Here is a 19503-nt window from a genome sequence, read left to right as displayed (position 1 = left end):
GGAGCAGGCATACGGCAATCACGAGGTCGAAGGAGACCGCCATGGAGGGCGCCCGCCCCGTCCGCGCAGCGCGCGGCACCACGCTCACCGCACGGCAATGGAGCACGGAAGCGCCGCTACGGATGCTCATGAACAATCTTGACCCCGAGGTTGCCGAGCGCCCCGACGACCTCGTCGTCTATGGCGGCACCGGCCGGGCCGCGCGCGACTGGCGCAGCTTCGATGCGATGGTGCGCACGCTGACCGACTTGCGCGCCGACGAGACCATGCTCGTCCAGTCCGGCCGCCCGGTCGGCGTCTTTCGCACCCACGAGTGGGCGCCGCGCGTGCTGATCGCGAACTCCAATCTCGTCCCCGACTGGGCCAACTGGCCCGAGTTCCGGCGACTGGAGCACCTCGGCCTGACGATGTACGGCCAGATGACCGCCGGCTCCTGGATCTACATCGGCACCCAGGGCATCGTCCAGGGCACCTATGAGACCTTCGCCGCGATCGCCGAGAAGAGCTATGGCGGCACCCTCGCCGGCACCTTGACCCTCACCGGTGGCTGTGGCGGGATGGGCGGCGCGCAGCCGCTCGCCGTCACCCTGAACGACGGCGCCTGCCTCATTGTCGACGTGGACCCCCACCGACTGCAGCGTCGCGTCGCGCACCGCTATCTCGACGAGGTGGCCGACGACCTCGATGACGCCATCGCCAAAGCCTTGCGCGCCAAAGAGGAACGCCGCGGCTGGTCTGTCGGCGTCGTCGGCAATGCCGCCGAGGTCTTCCCCGAGTTGCTGCGCCGCGGCGTCGAGATCGACATCGTCACCGACCAGACGAGCGCCCATGACCCGCTGTCCTACCTGCCCACCGGCATCGGCCTGGACGAGTGGTCCGAGTACGCCGAGAAGAAGCCCGAGGAGTTCACCGATCGCGCCCGTGAGTCGATGGCCCGGCACGTCGAGGCGATGGTCGGCTTCATGGACGCCGGCGCCGAGACCTTCGACTACGGCAACAGCATCCGCGACGAGGCCCGGCTGGGTGGCTACGACCGCGCCTTCGCCTTCCCCGGCTTCGTCCCCGCCTACATCCGGCCGCTCTTCTGCGAGGGCAAGGGCCCCTTCCGCTGGGCCGCCCTCTCCGGTGACCCCAAGGACATCGCCGCCACCGACAAAGCCGTGCTCGACCTCTTCCCCGACAACGACCGCCTCCACAAGTGGATCCGCGGCGCGCAGGAACGCATTGCGTGGCAAGGACTTCCGGCGCGGATCTGCTGGCTCGGCTATGGCGAGCGCGACAAGGCCGGGCTCGCCTTCAACGACCTCGTCGCCTCCGGCGCGGTCAGCGCGCCCATCGTCATCGGCCGTGACCACCTCGACTGCGGCTCGGTCGCGAGCCCCTATCGCGAGACCGAGGCGATGCTCGACGGGTCCGATGCGATAGCCGACTGGCCGCTGCTCAACGCCCTCACCGCGACGAGCTCCGGCGCGACCTGGGTCTCCCTCCACCACGGCGGCGGCGTCGGCATCGGCCGCTCAATGCACGCCGGGCAGGTCAGCCTCGCCGACGGCACGCCGCTCGCCGCCGAGAAGCTGGCCCGCGTCCTGACCAATGACCCCGGCATGGGCGTCATCCGCCACGTCGACGCCGGCTACGACCGGGCCGACGAGATCGCCGCCGAGCGCGGCGTCCGCGTCCCGATGCGCGAGGGTGACCAGAGCCGGTATGCCGTTCCCGCCCAACCCGATTCGCCCACCTCCGGGGGAACCCCGTCGTGACCGAGACGGGGTCCGCGGACAGAGTTGCCGCCGGCTTCGCCGGCATGTGGAGCGACCTGGCTCCCGTCGGTCGCGACGGACAGTCTGGTGGCTATCGGCGCTTCGCGTGGAGCGACGTCGACCACGAGTTGCGCGAGTGGTTCGCCGACCAAGCGGCCCGGCGCTGGCTCGATCTCACCGAGGACCGCGTCGGCAACCAGTGGGCGTGGTGGGGCGACCCCGACGCAGCCGTCGCCGCCGGCCGGCCCGGCATCGTCACCGGTAGCCATCTCGACAGCGTCCCCGATGGCGGCGCCTTCGACGGTCCGCTCGGTATCGTGAGCGCCTTCGCGGCGCTGGATCTATTGCGCGCCAACGACATCGTGCCCAATCGACCAATCGGCATCGCCAACTTCGTCGACGAGGAAGGAGCCCGCTTCGGCGTCGCCCTGGCCGGCTCCCGCCTGCTCACCGGCATCATGGCGCCCGAGCGCACCCACGCGCTCACCGATGACGACGGCACGACGTGGGCCGATGCCTTCGCCGCCACGGGGCGTGACGGAGCCGCGATCGGTGCCGACCCCGAGACCGTCCGGCGCATCGGCACGTATCTCGAACTGCACGTCGAGCAGGGCAAGGCGCTCGCGCATCTCGACGCCCCGGTTGCGATCGGCACCGACATCTGGCCACACGGCCGTTGGCGGATCGACCTGCCCGGCGAGGCCAATCACGCCGGCACGACGACCATGGCCGACCGCCACGACGCCATGCTCACCCTGGCGGGCGTCGTCCAGGCCGCCCGCACCGCGGCCCTCACCCGGGGCTGCGTCGCCACCATCGGCAAGGTGCGACTGACGCCAGGGGGAGTCAACGCCATACCGAGCCATGCGACCGCCTGGCTGGACGCGCGTGGCGCGGACCCGGACGCGGTCCGCAGCGTCGTCGCCGACCTGGCAGCACTCGCGGCGACAACCGGAGGTGAGGTCACCGAGGAGTCGTGGACCCCGGTCACGCCCTTCACGCCCGCCCTGGTGAGCCGCCTGCACGAGGTGCTCGGCGGCACACCGCTGCTGGGGACGGGCGCGGGTCACGACGCCGGCGTGTTTGCTCAGGCGGGCATACCGAGCGCGATGCTCTTTGTTCGCAATCCCACCGGTGTTTCGCATTCGCCCGCCGAGTGGGCCGACCAGGCAGACTGTCTCGCAGGCGTGACCGCCCTGGCCACTGCCTTGACCGACTTGTCCCAGGAGGCGTGATGATCGCGATCTGGGCGCGTCATGCCCGACTGCCCGAGGGGACCGTCCCCAAGGTCCGCATCGAGATCGAGGGCGAGCGGATCACCGGGATCACCCCGCGGTGTGAGCCCGAGCCCGACGACCTGCGCCTCGGACTAGTCCTTCCCGGCCTCGCCAACGGTCATTCCCACGCCTTCCACCGCGCCTTGCGCGGACGCGTCCAGGACACCACCGGCAACTTCTGGACGTGGCGCGACCAGATGTATGGCGTTGCCCGCCGGCTCACGCCGGAGACCTACTTCGCGCTCGCCCACGCGGTCTTCACCGAGATGGTCACGTCCGGATTCACCGCGGTGGGGGAGTTTCACTATCTCCACCACGGCCTCGACGGGCGGCCCTACTCCGATCCGAATGCGATGGGCGAAGCCGTCATCGCGGCGGCGCAGGCGGCCGGGATCCGGCTCACCCTGCTCGACACGCTCTATCTGGCCGGTGGCCTTGATGGATCCGGACACGTGCCCTTGGACCCGGTCCAGCAGCGCTTCGCCGACAAGGATGTTGCTGCCTGGGCTGGGCGGCTGAATCAGTTGCGCGACAGCGCAACCTCTCGGATTGGTGCGGCAGCGCACTCGGTCCGCGCGGTGCCCAAGGAGGCGCTGGAGCAGTTCGCGTCGGTCGTCGGCGCCCGGGTCGTCCATGCGCACGTCAGCGAGCAGCCGGCGGAGAACGCGTCGTGCCAACTCATCTACAACCGCACGCCGACGGCATTGCTGGAGGAGTGCGGGATCGTCGGTGACCGCTTCACCGCGGTGCACGCGACGCATGTCAGCCTCGCGGATATCCGGATGCTGGGTCGCGCCCGCTCCTTCGTGTGCTTTTGTCCGACGACCGAACGCGATCTCGCCGACGGCATCGGACCGGCCCGGCAATTCGCGGACGCGGGCGCACGCCTGACGCTCGGCTCGGATCAGAACGCGATCATCGATCCCTTTGTCGAGGCGCGGGGCCTGGAGATGCACGAACGCCTCGTCAGTGGCGAGCGAGGACGATTCAGCTTGGACGAGCTGGGCAATGCGATGTCGCGGACCGGGTATGCCAGCATCGGGTGGCCCGATGGTGGCGTCCTGACTGTCGGCGCATTAGCGGATCTTGTTGCGGTGCGTCGTGATTCGATGCGCACCGTCGGCTCACGAGCGGACCAGATCATCTTTTCGGCGACGGGCGACGATGTGACAGACGTGCTGGTCGGCGGCGAGTTCGTCGTTCGCGATGGGCACCACCGGGCCGGCGATCCGTCCCGGCTGCTCGCCACTGCCCTCTCTCGGTTGCACACCCAGTGAGGGACTTTTTCGGCGCTCTCCGTGCGGATATCGCCGCGACCAAGGGGGACGCCTACAGCGACGGCTCATCGGTGCTGATCGCCGATATCGCCGAACTTGTCACCTGCGACGGCCCCGGCGAGACGGCCGAGTCGGCCCTCGGCATCATTGGTGATGCCGCCCTGATCCACCAGCACGGCGAGGTCGTCTGGCTCGGCCCGGCCACCGAAGCCCCCGCTGCCGATCGCGCGGTCAGCCTGCGTGGCCGGACCATGGTGCCGGGCTTCGTCGACAGCCATACGCACCTGATCTTCGCCGGCGACCGGTCCGCCGAGTTCGCTGCGCGGATGACCGGCGTGCCCTATGACGGCGGGGGCATCGCGACGACGGTCGCCGCCACCCGCGCCGCAACCGATGAGCAGCTGCGTGACCTCCTGCACGCGCGGTTGGCCGAGCTGCGCCGCCAAGGCACGACCACGGTCGAGGTCAAGTCGGGGTACGGGCTAGATGTCGCGGCGGAGTCCCGACTCGTCGGCCTTGCGCGAGAGGTCACCGACGAGGTGACCTATCTCGGTGGGCACGTCGTTCCTGCCGAATACCGCAGCGACAGAGCGGCATACGTCGATCTGGTCACCACAGAGATGCTCCGTGCGTGTGCCCCTCATGCCCGCTGGGTCGACGTCTTTTGTGAACCCGCCTCGGCCCACGCTTTCGACGGCGACGAGGCGCGGGCGATCCTCACAGCCGGTATGGCAGCGGGCCTGCTCCCGCGGGTGCACGGCAACCAGCTCGCCCCCGGGCCCGGTGTTCAACTGGCCGTCGAACTCCGCGCCGCCAGCGTCGACCACTGCACCTACCTCACCGACGCCGACGTGGACGCGCTCGTCGGTGCGGCAGACACGACGGTCGCCACCCTCTTGCCGGGTGTGGAGTTCTCGACCCGCTCGCCCTATCCCGATGCTCGCCGGCTGATCGACGCCGGGGTGAGCGTGGCGATCGCGAGCGACTGCAATCCCGGCACCTGCTACTCGAACGCGATGCCCTTCATGATCGCCCTGGCCGTTCGCGAGATGCGCATGACACCCGCCGAAGCGCTGTTGGCTGCAACACGAGGTGCCGCGAAGTCATTGCGCCGCACCACTATCGGCCGCCTAGCTGTGGGTGGCCCGCTCGACGCTGCCGTTGTGGACGCGCCGTCCTATCTCCACCTGGCCTACCGGCCGGGGGTGCCGATCGTTCGGGCATTCGGGGTGTAACGCGCGCGGGTGTCGCGCCGTGCCAACGGCTCGTGACACGCCGCGCACACGACGACGGGTTGCGTCACGTGGCCACAGCTGCTGTGCTCGACCGCCACCGTGTCTGCGGGCAGTTGCGTCCACTCGCTGCCCCACTGCAGCAAGGCCAGGAAGACGGGGTAGAGCGCCTCGCCCTTCTCGGTCAACCGATACTCCCGGTGCCCCGAATCCGCTCCTGCCGGAAGGTCTTTGGACAAGATGCCGTCGTCGACCAGCCGTGCCAGCCGGTCGGTGAGGATCGTCCGCGCCGCACCCGTGCCGCGTTGGAAGTCCTCGAAGCGGCGGGCTCCCACGAAGGCGGACCGCAGGATCGGCCAGACCCAACGCTCGCCCACGATGGTCGAGGCGCGCGCGACGGGACAGGCTTGCTCGGCGAGGTCCGCATGCCGCATACGCCGGACCCTAGCATTAGTAGCGATTCGCTACTAACCTGCTGCCCATGACGACGACGACCGACGAGTGGAAGCCGACCGCCTGCATCCTGTGCGAGTGCAACTGCGGGCTCGAGGTCGCCCTGGGCGGTCCTGAGGGGCGGACGCTCGCCAAGATCCGCGGCGACAAGTTGCACCCGGGATCCCATGGCTATACCTGCGAGAAGCCTCTGCGGCTCGACCGTTACCAGAACGGCCGCGCCGAACGCGTCCTGCACCCGCTGCGCAGAACCGCCGCCGGCAGCTACGAACAGATCAGTTGGGAGGTCGCGATCAGCGAGATCTCCGCACGCTTGACACAGATCGGCGTCGAGCACGGCGGCGAGGTGATCATGTATTACGGCGGTGGCGGTCAGGGCAACCACCTCGGCGGCGGTTACTCGCGGGCGACCTTCGCGGCCTACGGGATGGGTTATCGCTCGAGTGCGCTGGCTCAGGAGAAGACCGGCGAGTTCTGGGTCAATTCCTCAATGCTCGGAGCGGCCCTCATCCGGTCCGACCTCGGCAACGCCCAGGTGGCCGTCTTCCTCGGCAAGAACCCCTGGCAGTCGCACGGCTTCCCGCACGCCCGGACCATGCTGCGGGACATCGCCCGCGACCCCGAGCGCACGTTGATCGTCATCGACCCGCGCCGCACCGAGAGCGCCGAACTCGCGGACATCCACCTGCAGGTGCGCCCCGGCCGCGACGCCTGGCTGCTCGCCGCGATGATCGCCGTCCTCGTGCAGGACGATCTGATCGCCACCGACTGGTTGGCCGAGCACGCGAGCGGCTTGGCGGACATCCTCGCGACCTTCGGCGGCATCGATGTCGACGGCTACTGCACGATCGCCGGCGTCGACGAAGCCCTGGTGCGGCAAGCAGTCTGCGCGATTGGCGCGTCTGGTCGCACGGCCTTCTTCGAGGACCTCGGCGTCCAGATGAACCACAACTCGACGCTCGTCAGCTATTTGGAGAAGCTGATCTGGCTCCTGACCGGCAACCTCGGACGGACCGGCACGGCGTATATCCCCGCCGTCATGGTCCCGCTCGCCACGGCCCGCAAGGACACCTCACTCCACGCCAGCGTCACTCCGGTCACCGGCTCGCCCATTCTCGGCGGCCTGATGCCCTGCAATGTGATTCCCGAGGAAATCCTCACCGATCACCCCAAACGCTTCCGCGGGATGCTGGTCGAGTCCGCGAATCCCGCTCACTCGCTGGCCGATTCGCCGCGGATGGGCGAGGCGCTCGCGGCCCTCGACGTCCTCGTCGTGATCGATGTGGCCATGACCGAGACCGCGCGAATGGCGGACTACGTGCTCCCGGCGCCGACGCAGTTCGAAAAGCCGGAAGCCACCTTCTTCAACTTCGAGTTCCCCCGCAATGTCTTCCATCTGCGCCCACCGCTGCTCGAAGCGCCCGACGGCCCCCTGCCCGAGGCGGAGATCCACGCCCGCCTGGTCGAGGCCTCCGGTGCGCTCGACCCGGCCGTCGTCGAGCGGCTGGCAACCGCGGCGCAGCAGGGTCGCGACGCCTTCCTCACGGCCTTCCTGATGGCCACCGCCGGGGACAAGCGCGCTGCGGCCCTGGCCCCCGTGTTGCTCTATCGCACCCTCGGCCCCACCCTGCCCGAGGGCCGGCAGAGCGCCGCATTGCTCTGGGGCGCAGCGCAACTCGCCTTCCAGGCCAACTCGGCGAGCGTTCAGGCCGCGGGTCACGCCAGCGGTGACGCGCTTTTCGACGCGATCCTCGCGGGCACCAGCGGCGTCGTCTTTGCCGACGACTCCGCCGACCCCGAAGCAGCCGTATGGCGGCGCGTCCGCACCGACGACGGCTTGGTGCACCTCGTCATACCGGAACTGCTGCAGGCCGCTCGTGACCTGGCGACCGACGCGCCGCCGGGACCCACGCAGGAATGGCCCTTCGTGCTCTCCGCCGGCGAGCGCCGGGCCTTCACCGCGAACACGATCATCCGCGACCCCGAATGGCGCCGGCGCGAGCCGGACGGACCGTTGCGCATCTCACCCAATGACGCCGAGAAGCTCGGCCTCACCCCGGGCGACGAAGTGGAGATCGAGACCCCGCGCGGGAAGGCGACGGCGCGGATCAGCATCGACGAGGGGCGTCAGGATGGGCATATCGCCCTGCCCAATGGGCTGGGTCTCGATCACCGCGAGGACGGTGAGCGCGTCGTCACTGGCGTCGCGCCGAACGAGTTGACCAGCGCCGCGGACCGCGATCCCTTTGCCGGCACGCCCCGGCACAAGTTCGTGCGCGCCCGACTGACACCCGTCGCCTGACGTCCCAGCGCGACGCGTCAGGCCGTCTCTTCCTTGCGCATAGGGGCGGGCAGTTGGCCGGAGGAGTTCTCGTAATACTGCGCCGCTTTGCGCGTGAACACCGTCCGGGCAACGGCTGCCGCGAGCGCGCTCACGGCGGCGAGTGCCAGGGCTTCGCCCAACGGGGTGTGCGGGTTCTGCGGGTCGACCGTGTCGTCTTTGCCGGCCTTCTTCCAGATGGCCGTCACCGACTTGTTCGCCACGACCGCGGCCGCAGCGGCCGCCCCGGTGCCGAGCACGCGCCATACCAATCCACCCATGCGGCACACGATGCCACATTCTGTGCGCGCGGTGGCCACCGCTGTTCATGCCCGACTTACCCTTGCCGTATGACGTGGCGCCGGCGGATCCTGATCGCCGCACTGAGCACTGGCGTGCTCGGCGCCGGTGTCGCCGTCGGATCGAACGTCTGGATCGCGGGGGAGGCCAGCGGCCATACGTATGCCGTGGCGGACCTCCCCGAGGCGCCCCTTGCCCTCGTGCTCGGTGCGGGGCTGACCCCCAACGGGAGGCCCACGCCCTTCCTCGCCGACCGCCTCGATCTCGCCAAGACTCTCTTCGACGCCGGCAAGGTGCAGGTCGTCCTCGTCTCCGGCGACAACCGGACTCATGCCTACGACGAGCCCACCGCAATGATGGACTATCTGATCGCGCACGGCGTGCCCGCCGACAAAGTCGTGCGCGATTTCGCCGGCCGCGACACCTATGACTCCTGTGCGCGCGCGAAGCGGATCTTCGGCGTCACGCAGCTGACGGTCGTGACGCAGAGCTACCACCTGCCGCGCGCCGTCGCGACCTGCCGGGCACTGGGACTCGACGCCAACGGGGTCGGCGACGACCGCGGGGCGACTTATGCCGCGAGCACCTGGACGGCCGGTGCGCAACGGGAAAAGCTGGCGGCGATCAAGGCTGCCTGGGATGTCACGAGTGGACGCGACCCCGTGCTCGGGCAGCAGGAATCGGGTGTGCGCGACGCGCTCGCAGCACCCTGACGCGCGCCCAGCCAGGAGCCTGGGTGGCTGTCGCCAGCCGGGACTAAGGTTGATGACCATGAGTCGTTCCAACGCCGCGACGGCGCTCCCGCCCGTGCCCGCATCACCCGCTCAGATCCGCAATATCGTCCTCGTCGGACCGAGCGGCGGCGGCAAGAGCACGCTCTTCGACCGATTGGTCAGCGGCGAGGGCGCTCGGCGAGCGGCCGACCAAGGTGCCTCGACGGCCCTGCGCGTGGCCACCATCGGTGCCGGCGACCTCGCCATCACCCTGCTCGACACCCCGGGCGCCGCCGACTTCGTCGGTGAAGTCCGCGCCGGGCTCCGTGCCGCCGACGCCGCGCTCTTCGTCGTCGCTGCCGGCGCCTCGGTCGACGACGCCTCCAAGATGCTCTGGCGCGAGTGCGCCGCGGTCGGCATGCCCCGCGCCGTCGCTCTGACCAAGCTCGAGCAGTGCCAGGACGACTACGCGACCGTCGTCGCCGCCATCCAGCGGGCCTTCGGTGCCGCCCAGCCCCTGCAGGTCCCCGTGCTCGAGGGTGAGTCCGTGACCGGTCTGATCGACCTGCTCGGCAAGGAGGTGCACGACGCCTCCGGTGCATCGATCGGCGCGCCGACCGGCGACCAGGAGGGCGTGGTCGAGGAACTGCGGGGCGGGGTTCTCGAGGCGATCATCGAGGAGTCCGAGGACGAGTCGATGCTCGATCGCTATCTCTCCGGCGAGGAACTCGACGCGACCATCCTGCGCGATGATCTGCGGGCGGCCATCGCGGGCGCCCGGTTCTTCCCCATCGTGCCGACGCACTGGGCAAGCGGGGTGGGCGTCGCCGAACTGCTGGCCCTATTCGAGAACGGCTTCCCGGCTCCCACCGAGGCGTGGATGCCGGCCGTGACCACCCCCGACGGCGAGCACCTCCCGGCCATCACCGGCGATCCTGCGGGCCCGTTGGTGGCCGAGGTCATCCGCACGACCAGCGACCAGTATGTCGGCCGGCTCTCGCTCGTCCGCGTCTTCTCCGGCACGCTCAGCGCCGAGCAGCAGGTTCACGTTTCCGGGCATCTGGAGCACTTCGCGGGCCACGAAGTCGACGGCCACCCGGGCCATGACAGCGATGCTGACCGGGTGGGGCAGATCTCCAGCCCCACCTCCGGTGACCCGATGCCGCGCACGAGCGCCATCGCCGGCGAGGTCGTCCTTGTCACCAAACTCGCCCACGCCGAGACCTCCGACACGGTGTCCACGCCGGAGCAGCCGGCGCTCGTCCAGCCCTGGCTCCTGCCCGACCCCATGCTCCCGGTCGCGATTCATGCCGCTTCCAAGAACGACGAGGACAAACTCGCTTCCGCACTACAACGGCTGGTGGCCGAGGACGTCACCATGCGGCTGGAGCACAACGTCGAGACCCACCAACTCGTCCTGTGGGCGCTCGGGCCGGCCCACGTCGATGACCTGATGGCGCGGCTGAAGGACCGCTACCACGTCAACGTGGAGGTCGAGCCGCTCAAGACCTCGCTGCGCGAGACGTTCGTGCGTCAGTGCGACATCCAGGGCCGGCTGGTCAAGCAGTCCGGTGGGCACGGGCAGTATGCCGTCGTCAAGCTCCTCATCGAGCCCTTGGAGCGTGGCGCGGGCATCGAGTTCGTCGACAAGGTGGTCGGCGGCGCGGTGCCGCGCAACTTCATCCCCTCGGTTGAGAAGGGCGCGCGCAATCAACTGGAGAAGGGTGTGCTCGCCGGCTATCCCGTGGTCGACGTGCGGGTCACGCTCTACGACGGCAAGGCGCACTCGGTTGACTCCTCCGATATGGCCTTCCAGACCGCGGCCGCTCAAGCCCTGCGCGAGGCGGCCACCGAGTCGTCGGTCTCGATGCTGGAGCCGGTCGACCTGATCGAGGTCACGGTTTCCGATGACTCGCTCGGTGCCGTGATGGCCGACCTGCGCGGCCGGCGAGGCCAGGTGCACGGCACCACCCCGGCCGAGACCGAGGGCTTCACCGTTGTGACTGCCGAAGTGCCGCAGCACGAGTTGGCGCGCTACCCGATCGACCTGCGCTCGGTCTCGCACGGCACCGGATCGTTCACCCGCTCTTTCGTCCGTTACGACTACATGCCGACGGCGCTCGCCCGCACGGTCATGGCGGACTGATGAACTGAGTAAGCATGGGGGGCAGCACATTCGGTGGGTCGGGTCTGGGCCGGCCGGCTCCGGGGCGCCGGCCGACCATGGGCCGCTGGCTTCTCGTGGTCGGCACGCTCCTCGTCATCGCCGTGGCCGCACTGCTGAGCATGTATGCCACGATTCGCGCCGACCTGCCCGTCCAGGTCGCCTCGCATTGGGGCGGTGACGGCATCGACTCCACGCAGTCCCCTCGGGCTTTCATCACCACCACGGTGGCCCTGCTTGTGGGGCTGAGCGCCCTGCAGGCCCTGATCGCGTGGTTCATTCCCGTCGACGGTCGCCGCGTGCTCGGTGTCGCCGCCGCCGGCCTGATCGGCCTTCTCGGTCTCGGCCTCGGCGGGACGCTCTGGTCCCAGCGCGGCCTGACCGATCCGTATGCCGCGCCCTCCCCGGGCGGGTGGCTCGCCCTGGGCTTCGCTCTCGCGGTGCCGCTGGCCGGCCTGGCGTGGTGGCTCCTGCCGACCCACATCCCCGACGTCCCGGCCGAGCAACGCAGGGGAATGCCGGCGGGCGCACCGCGTCTCGGCGCAGCCCAGGCCGGTGTCGTGGCCAGCGGGTCCGGCTCTGATGGAGTCGGTAGCGCCGAGCTGCCCTGGCGTGATCGGGTGCCGGCCGGGAGCGCCGGCGCGGTGATGCTCGGGCTGCTGGTGGTTCTCGCCGTCGGTCTGGCCGTCACGCCCGCTCGTTGGGTCGCGGTGCCCGTGGTCACCCTCCTCGCACTGCTCGTGGGGTCGATGGCGCGCTCGGAAGTGGTGGTCGATCAGGAGGGGGTGCGGGTGCAGGCATACGGGCGGGTGCGGTGGTTGCGCGCCCCGAAGAGCACGATCGCCTTCGCCGATGTCGAGCCGGTGCGGCCGCTGGCGCAGTTCGGTGGATACGGGTTGCGCTATGGCGTGCGCGGGCGCGGCTTTGTCACCGTCGCCGGCCCGGCGCTCCACCTGTCGATTCCGGGGAGCGCGGACACCTGGATCAGTTGCGCCCATCCCGAGCTGGCCGCGGCGCTCGTCAACGAGCTGCTCGGCGGTCGGGAGGCCTGACGCCGCGGCCCTTGCCGGCCGCGCGCTTCTTCTCGGCCTTGGCGCCGGCGCGCTCACTTCGTCGGATGAGGGCACGCAGTTGGTCAGCCGAGAGGTGCACATCCGCGTCGACAGGCAGCCGCCATTGGCGCCAGCGAGCGATCAGGCTCAGGCCGCCGCCGATGGCTATCCCGAGACCCATGCCCCACGTACTTCGCACCTGGACCGGTGTGAGCAAGATGGCCGCGGAAGCGGTCGCGGCCGCCGTGGCATAAAGGGTATTGCCGCCGAGCACGGCGGGCACCTGCCCGATGCAGATGTCTCGGACCATGCCGCCACCGACGGCCGTGACCACCCCGAGAAAGAGCGAGGGCAGCCAGCCGAGGCCGACGATCTGGGCTTTGATGGTCCCGGTGGCGGCCCAGGCGCCGAGGGCGAGGGCGTCGGCGCCGATCATCGGCCAACGCCAGCGCCGGCCCTCCATCCTGATCAGCTGGGCGGCGAGGACCCCGATCATCGCCGTGATCAGATAGGCCGGATCGGTGAGCGCGACCGGCTGGCCGACCTGCAGCATGACGTCGCGGAGCACGCCGCCCGCCAGACCGGACACCACACCGAGGACGGTGAAGCCGACGAAGTCGAAGCGGCGTTGGCGGGCGATGGTCGCGCCCAGCGCGCCATTGCAGAGCACTCCGGCGAGGTCAACCACGCGGAAGGCCTCGGTGACATCGACCGTCACGCGTGCTCCTTCCTCACTCCACGATCAGCGCCGGGAGCCTATCGCCAAACCCTTCCACCGCCGACCGCCATCGCCAGGGCCGGACCGACCTAGGGTGATTCCATGTTCGTCTCCTTCCCGGACGCCGACTGGCGCGACGACGTAGGCCCCATCGACGGCATCACCCCCGTGGTCTGGCATCCGCGCGATCCGGGCCCCGATGCCCCCGTGGACGCGGTGGTCGCGCCCTATGTCGGTGCCGCCCGCTCCATCGCCGCGGTGGGGCAGGTGCCGTCGGTCCGCTTCGTGCAACTGCTCACCGCGGGCTATGACGGCATCCTCGAGCAGCTCCCCGAGAGCGTGAGCGTCGCCAATGCGGCTGGGGTGCATGACGATTCGACGGCCGAGATGGGGATGGCCCTTGCTCTGGCGAGCCAGCGCGGCCTACCCGGGTTTGCGCGCGCTCAGCCCGAGGGCGATTGGACGTTTCCCGGGCTGCTGCCGTCGCTGGCCGACCGGCGGGTGCTGATCGTCGGCTATGGCTCTGTGGGACGGGCACTCGGCCGGCGTCTGGTGCCCTTCCAGGTCGAGCTGACCGCGGTTGCCGGCCATGCACGCGACGGCGACGACCTGGTCGACCGCGTGCACCCGATCGAGAACCTGCCCGAGTTGCTCCCGACGGCGGAGGTCGTCTTCGTCGTCGTGCCGCTCTCCGATGTGACGCGCGGGTTGATCGGCGAGGACTTCCTCGCCGCCCTCCCCGATGATGCCCTCGTCGTCAATATCGCTCGCGGGCCGGTTGCGGACACCGATGCGCTGCTGCGGCATACCGGCCGACTGCGCTTCGCGCTCGACGTCACCGACCCCGAACCCTTGCCGCCCGATCACCCCTTGTGGCGCGCGCCGAACGTCCTGATCTCACCCCACGTCGGCGGCGCCTCATCGGCCTTCCGTCCACGCGCGCTGCGGATGCTGCGTGAGCAGTTGACCCGACTGGCTCGCGGCGAGGAGCCGGCGCATGTCGTCGGCGTCGGTGCGCGCCCGGCCACCTAGAATTCCCCGGCATGCCGGCCGCTCCGCTCTCTAGCCCGTATGCCGTTTCCCCCGACGACGTGGCGGCCTACCGTCGCGATGGACACATCGTCCTCCGGGGCGTCGCATCCGCGGGGGAGGTCACGGCATACGGGCCGGCGATCCGGGCAGCCGTTTCCGCCAACAACACGGAGCGGCGCCCGCTGGCCGAGCGCGACCTTTACAGCCGGGCGTTCCTCCAGACGATGAACCTCTGGCAGGTCGACGAATATGTCGCCGAATTCGTTCTTTCGCAACGCTTTGCGTCGATCGCCGCGCAGCTGCTTGGGGTTGAGCGGGTGCGCCTCTACCACGATCAGGCCCTCTTCAAGGAGCCCGGCGGCGCGTTCACCCCTTGGCATCAGGACGCGGGCTACTGGCCATTGCGCGGCGAGCGGTGCATCACGATGTGGCTGCCCTTGCTGGCCGTCCAACCCGCGATGGGGGCGCTGCAGTTCGCCTCCGGGACCAATGCCGCGGGATCCCTCTCGGACGAGGTGATCTCGCAGGCATCCGAGGATTACTTCATGTCGCTGGTGGCCGACGGACTGCTCGACGGACGTTTCCCGGTGACCGAGCCGGCGACCTTGGCGCTCGGCGACGCCTCCTTCCACGGCGGCTGGACGTTGCACCGGGCCTTGCCCAACGATGGCGCCGAGACGCGAGCGGTGATGACGGTGATCTGGTTTGCCGACGGCGAGCGGGTCATCGACCGGCCGGGCGAGCACGCCGCCGGTGACTTGGCCACCTGGCTGCCGGGCTGCGCCCCGGGCGACCTGGCGCGCTCGCCGCTGAGCCCGATCCTGCCCCGTCAGGAGCAGGCGAGCGTCGGGGCGTAGGCGATCGAGCCGGCCGAGGTGAGTGTCGCGAGGTTGGCCGGCGTCAGGCCGAGGACGGCCTGCGTCGTTGCGCGCGGAGCGGTGGCGGCGACGAACCCGGAGTCGTCGAAGGCGATGGCGCCACGCCGAGCGAAGGGGGCCGCGCAACCCTGTTGGAGGGTGCGGACATACGACCGGGTCGAGGCGGCCGCGGACACATTGGCCGCGCCGCCCACCAGATCCAGAGCGGCGGCGGTCAGGCCGGCGGAGTTTGTGTTGGCGGGGGCGCCCGCGGCACGCAGCCAGTTCGCGGCCTTGGCGGCTGCCGCACTGCGGCCGGTGGCGCGGAAAGCCTGGATCGCCAGCGCGGTCGCGTCCCGGTCGCCGGTGCACGTGGCCTGCTCGAAGGTGATCGGCACGCCGCCGTCCGCGCACGCCTGACCGGCGAGGTACCCGGCCGCGCGATTGGCGGCCGGCAGACCGGCACGGCTGAGCGCCACCACGCCGAAGCTCTGCCCGAAGGCGTTGGAGTAGTCGCCCCACTTGGAGCGGTCGCTCAGGCGGCCGTCCGCCCGCTGAAGGGATCGCAGCTCCCCGAGGATGTCGCGGCCGCCGTAGGAGCCCGGGTTCTGGCCGCGAACCTGAAGTGCGAGAACCAGTTTCGCGTGAGCGCCGGCATACGACTCGTCGGAGCCGGTGCCGATGTAACTGAGCAGGTTGCTGTCCTGGGCCAGCCACGTCAGGGCCTTCGTTGCCCGCACGTCGTTGGTCTTGGTGGCGGCAAAGGCGAGGACGGCATCGAGGGTCAGGCCCGGGTCGTCATAGCTGGTGCCGCCGAAATCGGTCATCAGATGTGAGCCGTCGACGAACTGGCGGCCGAGCCAGCCGGTCGCCACGCGAGCGCTGAGCCGGTCCGATGCCGTGGCCCGTTGCTCGCTCGTGGTGGACGTGGCGGTGGGTGACGCACCGGCCGTCGTGGCCGCGCCGAGAAGGAGAGCGCTCGCGGTGAGGCTGACGGTTACGCCGCGCGTGAGAGTGGCCGTGACGTGATTCATGAGGGAGTCCTTCCTCCGCATACCTCGGCGGGGAATCGAAAAGGGGTGGTGCCGGACGCGCCGCGCAGGCATTCGGGCTGACAGCCCCTGTGGGCCGTATCACCGCTGCGGGTCAGCGCCGGATTCGCACCGGACTTCCCCTGCTCGGACGAGCCGAACCTAGCACGCCACCGTAAGGGGGGTCAGCGGCGGCTGCGGAACCAGTCGCGCACCGAGTCCACCAGGACATCGGTGATCGCGGTGATCACGCTCCTGCCCGGCGGTTGCTTCGCCCGGCCGCCGCCCGGGCCACCCCCGGCGCCACCTCCCGAGCCACCCCCGGCGCCAGCGCCCGGGCCACCCCCGGCGCCAGCGCCCGGGCCACCCCCGGCGCCACTGCCCGGGCCGCCCTCGCCGCTGATCGGCCCAGGCGCACCCTCGGCGAGCACGACGATCGACCACGCGGCCGCGTCATAGGTGCCCTGCACGACATTGCCGCGCTCGAGCGACCAGCAGTTGAAGCCGCCCTCGAAAAAGTGGGCCGTGTCGATGATTCGCCGCCACGACACCGATGAAGGCCCTTGCGGCACAACGAAAGCCACCGGCTGATCCGCCATATTGATCAGCAGCAGGAAGTCCGCGGCGCCGACGCTAGCGGCATCGATCCACAGGCGCACGGCGCGATCGCCGTCCGCCGGCGCCTCCGCCTGGTCCGGTTGGAAGAAGACATAGCTGACATCGGTGCCGCCGAGCTCGGCATCGCCGTATGAGCGTTGCCGCAACCCCGGGTGATCACGCCGCAGCGCCCCGAGGAAGGACGCGAACACCAACTGCGGGTTGACGCCCGACGGCGAGTCTGCTCGTCCGAAGGCGTCGCGATAGCGGACGGTCGCGAGCGCCGCACCCTGCGGGGCATCGACCGCACCCGCGCCGTCCGGGACCACCGGCACCGATGTGGGCGCATTGGTCGCCAGCGCCGACCAGTTGTTCCACATCCCGATGGTGTTGAGGTTGTAGGGGTTGTTGTTGCCGTTCTGAGTGCGGCCGTACTCATCGCCCGAGCAGACCATCGGCACGCCCCGGGCGAAATAGAGCGCCACCCAGAAGTTCCGCAGCCGCTGACGGATGAGCGCCTGGTCGCCCCCGCTGCCCCAGGAGTCGTTGCTGTCCGAGCCGCCGTCCGAGGGCCCGAACGGCCACGCCTGGCTGTTGTCCTTGTGGTCGTAGGCGACCAGATCCAGCATCGCGAAGCCGTCGTGCGCGGTGATGAAGTTGATCGAGCGCTGCGGCCCGCCCTGGTCGGCGAAGTTGCGGTAGTCACCGTTCATCACCTCCATGAACGCTCCGGCATTGCCGTCACCCTTGAGATACCGGCGCACGGCGTCGCGGTAGCGGCCGTTCCATTCGGCCCACCCGTCCGGGAAGTTGCCGACCTCATAACCCCACAGATCCCAGGCCTCGGCGATGACCTCGATATTGCGCGCCTGAGCCAGATCGCGGATCTCGGTGAGCAGCGGGTGATCACGATAGAAGCGCCGCTGTCCGGCCCAGTCCTCGCGCGCCTGCGCCATCGGCGCACGCCCGAGCACCGGCGCCAGGTCGAAACGGAAACCGTCGACGCCCATTGCGTCGCACCAGTATTCGAGTGAGTCGGTCACCAGTGCCCGGGTGATCGCGCTCGACATATCGGTCTGGTTGCCGCATCCCGTCGCGCCGTCGACCAACTGGTCCGCGTCGGTCAGGACGTAGTACTCCGTGGTCGCGAAACCCCCGAAGCCGGTGAACCCGACGGTGTCGAGATCACCCCAGTTGCCGCCCTCGCCGGTGTGGTTGTAGACGACGTCGAGATAGACCTCGATGCCGTGCTCGTGGAAGGTCCGCACCATTTCTTTGAACTCGCGGGTCGGCCCGCCCGGCGTCTTGTCGAAGGCGTACTGCCGGTTCGGCGCGAAATAGCCGAGCGTCATATACGCCCAGTGATTGGACGGTCCGGTCGTGGAAAGCTCCGAGCCATTGCTTTCCTGCACGGGCATGAGCTCGATCGCATTGCAGCCCAATGCCTTCACATAGGGGGCAAGGTGGGCCGCGCCGGCATACGTCCCCTGGAGTGGCTCCGGGACGTCGGTGACTGCGCTGAAACCGGGCAGGTTCGCGACATAGGTGCCGAGCCTGCGGGCGCTCGGGTGCAGGGTCAGATTCCGCACGTGCGCCTCATAGACGATGGTGGACTCCGCCGGCACGGCCGGCTTGGTGCCCGTCGTCGTGGCGTCAGAGACCACGATCGCCTTGGGGGCGTATGCCGCGGTGTCCCACTCGCGGACCGGTCGCCCCCGGTAGTCGCGCGGCCCCCAGCCGAAGACCCCGCCGTCCGCGCCTGCCGCCACGACGTCCGGGCTCGCCGGACTGTGGGAGATCTCGCGGGCATACGGGTCGGTGAGGACCTTGTTGGGGTTGAACCGCTGCCCGCGCGGCCCGCGATCGGCGACGAAGCCGGCACTGCTGTTGCCGGGTGCCCAGGCCGGGTCGAGGTTCCAGCCCGGGCCCCAGACCCGATAGCCGTAATGCGCGCCCGGGCCGAGACCGGCGACACGGGCTCGCCAGACCCCGTCCGCGCCCCGCGCGAGGTCGATAGCGGCGAGGGCGGCGACGCCGGTCGGGCGGGCATACACCTCCAGGAGCACACGCGTCGCCTCGGGCGCGGCGACCGCGAACGTCACAGTGGCGCCCTCTCGGTCGACGTGGGCGCCGAGCGGCCAGGCTGCGCCCGCCCAGGAATCGGGGTCGCGCGGTGTCGGAAAGGCGGCCAGCGGCCTGAGGAAGTTCATCGGCTCATTTCGTGATCGGCGCAGCCGGCGCAGCGGCCGGACAAGGCGGTATGGGCGGGTTCGAGGACGAAGGCGTGATCGGTGCGCAGAGTTGCGGCCACCCCATCGAGCACGCGGACGGGCAGGTCGCTGATCGCGCCGCAGACCCGGCACTCGAGGTGCAGATGCGCACCCGCCCTCGCCAGGTGATAAGCGGTGGCGCCGTGGCCGAGATGGATGTGCTGCACGACGCCGACGGCCGCCAGGGCTTCGAGGCTGCGATAGATGCTGCTCAGGTGCAGCGTGCCGTGATCGGCGAGAGCCTGGATATCCTCGGCACTGAGGTGACCGGGTGTGGCGGCCAGGGCGCGCACGACCGCACGTCGCTGGCTTGTCATCCGCTCGCCCCGTTCCCGGAATCGCTCGGCCACCTCGTCGATGAGGTCGTCAACGTCCGGGTCGGTCATCCGGCAATTGTGCCTACGACTCGCACCTCGAGTCGAACACTGGCGCGAGCGGGGCCGAGGCCAC

Annotated in this window: 16 protein-coding genes and 1 riboswitch; of the genes, 10 read left to right on the top strand and 6 right to left on the bottom strand. The window is 69.9% G+C overall.

Going from position 1 to position 19503, the window contains the following annotated elements; all coding sequences use genetic code 11:
• Positions 1-41 precede the first annotated feature (41 nt).
• The 4 genes from hutU to hutI all read left to right on the top strand — a co-directional run bounded on the left by hutU (position 42) and on the right by hutI (position 5549).
• Positions 42-1760, top strand: coding sequence for a urocanate hydratase (gene hutU / locus ABD209_RS04640; protein ID WP_344062789.1), 1719 nt, complete (start codon positions 42-44; stop codon positions 1758-1760).
• A gap of 44 nt (positions 1761-1804) precedes the next feature.
• Positions 1805-2995, top strand: coding sequence for an allantoate amidohydrolase (locus ABD209_RS04635; protein ID WP_344062831.1), 1191 nt, complete (start codon positions 1805-1807; stop codon positions 2993-2995).
• Complete coding sequence (locus ABD209_RS04630) at positions 2995-4314, top strand: formimidoylglutamate deiminase (protein WP_344062787.1); 1320 nt, start codon at positions 2995-2997, stop codon at positions 4312-4314. The genes ABD209_RS04635 and ABD209_RS04630 overlap by 1 nt, the downstream gene beginning before the upstream one ends.
• A 71-nt stretch (positions 4315-4385) precedes the next feature.
• Entirely contained in the window at positions 4386-5549 is a 1164-nt protein-coding gene (gene hutI, locus ABD209_RS04625; protein WP_344062828.1) for an imidazolonepropionase, read from the top strand.
• Here the strand turns inward: hutI and ABD209_RS04620 are convergent.
• Entirely contained in the window at positions 5507-5980 is a 474-nt protein-coding gene (locus ABD209_RS04620; protein ID WP_344062785.1) for a winged helix-turn-helix transcriptional regulator, read from the bottom strand. The two genes, hutI and ABD209_RS04620, sit on opposite strands and share 43 nt — an antisense overlap.
• Before the next feature lie 47 nt (positions 5981-6027).
• Here ABD209_RS04620 and ABD209_RS04615 point away from each other — a divergent pair, with 47 nt between their 5' ends.
• Entirely contained in the window at positions 6028-8301 is a 2274-nt protein-coding gene (locus ABD209_RS04615) for a molybdopterin-dependent oxidoreductase (protein WP_344062783.1), read from the top strand.
• Positions 8302-8318: 17 nt separating this feature from the next.
• Here ABD209_RS04615 and ABD209_RS04610 read toward each other — a convergent pair whose 3' ends face one another.
• Positions 8319-8600, bottom strand: coding sequence for a DUF4235 domain-containing protein (locus tag ABD209_RS04610; protein WP_344062781.1), 282 nt, complete (start codon positions 8598-8600; stop codon positions 8319-8321).
• Positions 8601-8669: 69 nt separating this feature from the next.
• Between ABD209_RS04610 and ABD209_RS04605 the strand changes: the two genes are divergently transcribed.
• Genes ABD209_RS04605 through ABD209_RS04595 form a run of 3 tightly spaced genes read left to right on the top strand, consistent with a single transcriptional unit; the run spans position 8670 to position 12548 of the window.
• A complete protein-coding gene (locus ABD209_RS04605) occupies positions 8670-9332 on the top strand; it encodes a SanA/YdcF family protein (protein WP_344062779.1) in 663 nt (220 codons plus the stop codon).
• A 58-nt stretch (positions 9333-9390) separates the two neighbouring features.
• Positions 9391-11478 carry an elongation factor G-like protein EF-G2 gene (locus ABD209_RS04600; RefSeq protein ID WP_344062777.1) on the top strand — a complete coding sequence of 696 codons (2088 nt, stop codon included), beginning with the start codon at positions 9391-9393 and terminating at the stop codon, positions 11476-11478.
• A gap of 14 nt (positions 11479-11492) precedes the next feature.
• Entirely contained in the window at positions 11493-12548 is a 1056-nt protein-coding gene (locus tag ABD209_RS04595; RefSeq protein WP_344062774.1) for a hypothetical protein, read from the top strand.
• Here the strand turns inward: ABD209_RS04595 and ABD209_RS04590 are convergent.
• The gene (locus tag ABD209_RS04590; protein WP_344062771.1) at positions 12517-13266 is read right to left on the bottom strand and encodes a trimeric intracellular cation channel family protein; all 750 of its coding nucleotides are present in this window, start codon (positions 13264-13266) and stop codon (positions 12517-12519) included. The genes ABD209_RS04595 and ABD209_RS04590 overlap by 32 nt on opposite strands.
• Before the next feature lie 102 nt (positions 13267-13368).
• On the opposite strand from ABD209_RS04590, the gene ABD209_RS04585 reads away from it, so the two are divergent.
• Positions 13369-14298: a 2-hydroxyacid dehydrogenase gene (locus ABD209_RS04585; RefSeq protein WP_344062768.1), complete on the top strand. Its 930-nt coding sequence runs from the start codon at positions 13369-13371 to the stop codon at positions 14296-14298.
• Between the two features lie 11 nt (positions 14299-14309).
• Positions 14310-15155, top strand: coding sequence for a phytanoyl-CoA dioxygenase family protein (locus ABD209_RS04580; protein ID WP_344062765.1), 846 nt, complete (start codon positions 14310-14312; stop codon positions 15153-15155).
• Here ABD209_RS04580 and ABD209_RS04575 read toward each other — a convergent pair.
• The 3 genes from ABD209_RS04575 to ABD209_RS04565 form a co-directional block, all read right to left on the bottom strand.
• Positions 15128-16189 (bottom strand): hypothetical protein, encoded by a 1062-nt coding sequence (locus ABD209_RS04575; protein WP_344062762.1) that lies wholly within the window; start codon positions 16187-16189, stop codon positions 15128-15130. The two genes, ABD209_RS04580 and ABD209_RS04575, sit on opposite strands and share 28 nt — an antisense overlap.
• A 46-nt stretch (positions 16190-16235) precedes the next feature.
• A riboswitch (cobalamin riboswitch) is annotated at positions 16236-16367 on the bottom strand.
• Positions 16368-16371: 4 nt separating this feature from the next.
• Positions 16372-18993: an alpha-amylase family glycosyl hydrolase gene (locus ABD209_RS04570; RefSeq protein WP_344062759.1), complete on the bottom strand. Its 2622-nt coding sequence runs from the start codon at positions 18991-18993 to the stop codon at positions 16372-16374.
• Complete coding sequence (locus ABD209_RS04565) at positions 18990-19439, bottom strand: Fur family transcriptional regulator (protein ID WP_344062755.1); 450 nt, start codon at positions 19437-19439, stop codon at positions 18990-18992. The genes ABD209_RS04570 and ABD209_RS04565 overlap by 4 nt, the downstream gene beginning before the upstream one ends.
• Positions 19440-19503: the final 64 nt, after the last annotated feature.

It is taken from the genome of Nostocoides vanveenii (assembly GCF_039531165.1).
Classification (GTDB): domain Bacteria; phylum Actinomycetota; class Actinomycetes; order Actinomycetales; family Dermatophilaceae; genus Nostocoides_A; species Nostocoides_A vanveenii.
This window is presented reverse-complemented; position numbering and strand designations above follow the sequence as displayed.

Excerpts from the sequence above, each read along its gene's own strand:
- hutU (WP_344062789.1), top strand. The coding sequence starts at position 42 with ATGGAGGGCGCCCGCCCCGTCCGCGCAGCGCGCGGCACCACGCTCACC.
- ABD209_RS04635 (WP_344062831.1), top strand. The coding sequence starts at position 1,805 with ATGTGGAGCGACCTGGCTCCCGTCGGTCGCGACGGACAGTCTGGTGGC.
- ABD209_RS04630 (WP_344062787.1), top strand. The coding sequence starts at position 2,995 with ATGATCGCGATCTGGGCGCGTCATGCCCGACTGCCCGAGGGGACCGTC.
- ABD209_RS04620 (WP_344062785.1), bottom strand. The coding sequence starts at position 5,980 with ATGCGGCATGCGGACCTCGCCGAGCAAGCCTGTCCCGTCGCGCGCGCC.
- ABD209_RS04615 (WP_344062783.1), top strand. The coding sequence starts at position 6,028 with ATGACGACGACGACCGACGAGTGGAAGCCGACCGCCTGCATCCTGTGC.
- ABD209_RS04610 (WP_344062781.1), bottom strand. The coding sequence starts at position 8,600 with ATGGGTGGATTGGTATGGCGCGTGCTCGGCACCGGGGCGGCCGCTGCG.
- ABD209_RS04605 (WP_344062779.1), top strand. The coding sequence starts at position 8,670 with ATGACGTGGCGCCGGCGGATCCTGATCGCCGCACTGAGCACTGGCGTG.
- ABD209_RS04600 (WP_344062777.1), top strand. The coding sequence starts at position 9,391 with ATGAGTCGTTCCAACGCCGCGACGGCGCTCCCGCCCGTGCCCGCATCA.
- ABD209_RS04595 (WP_344062774.1), top strand. The coding sequence starts at position 11,493 with ATGGGGGGCAGCACATTCGGTGGGTCGGGTCTGGGCCGGCCGGCTCCG.
- ABD209_RS04585 (WP_344062768.1), top strand. The coding sequence starts at position 13,369 with ATGTTCGTCTCCTTCCCGGACGCCGACTGGCGCGACGACGTAGGCCCC.
- ABD209_RS04580 (WP_344062765.1), top strand. The coding sequence starts at position 14,310 with ATGCCGGCCGCTCCGCTCTCTAGCCCGTATGCCGTTTCCCCCGACGAC.
- ABD209_RS04575 (WP_344062762.1), bottom strand. The coding sequence starts at position 16,189 with ATGAATCACGTCACGGCCACTCTCACGCGCGGCGTAACCGTCAGCCTC.
- ABD209_RS04570 (WP_344062759.1), bottom strand. The coding sequence starts at position 18,993 with ATGAACTTCCTCAGGCCGCTGGCCGCCTTTCCGACACCGCGCGACCCC.
- ABD209_RS04565 (WP_344062755.1), bottom strand. The coding sequence starts at position 19,439 with ATGACCGACCCGGACGTTGACGACCTCATCGACGAGGTGGCCGAGCGA.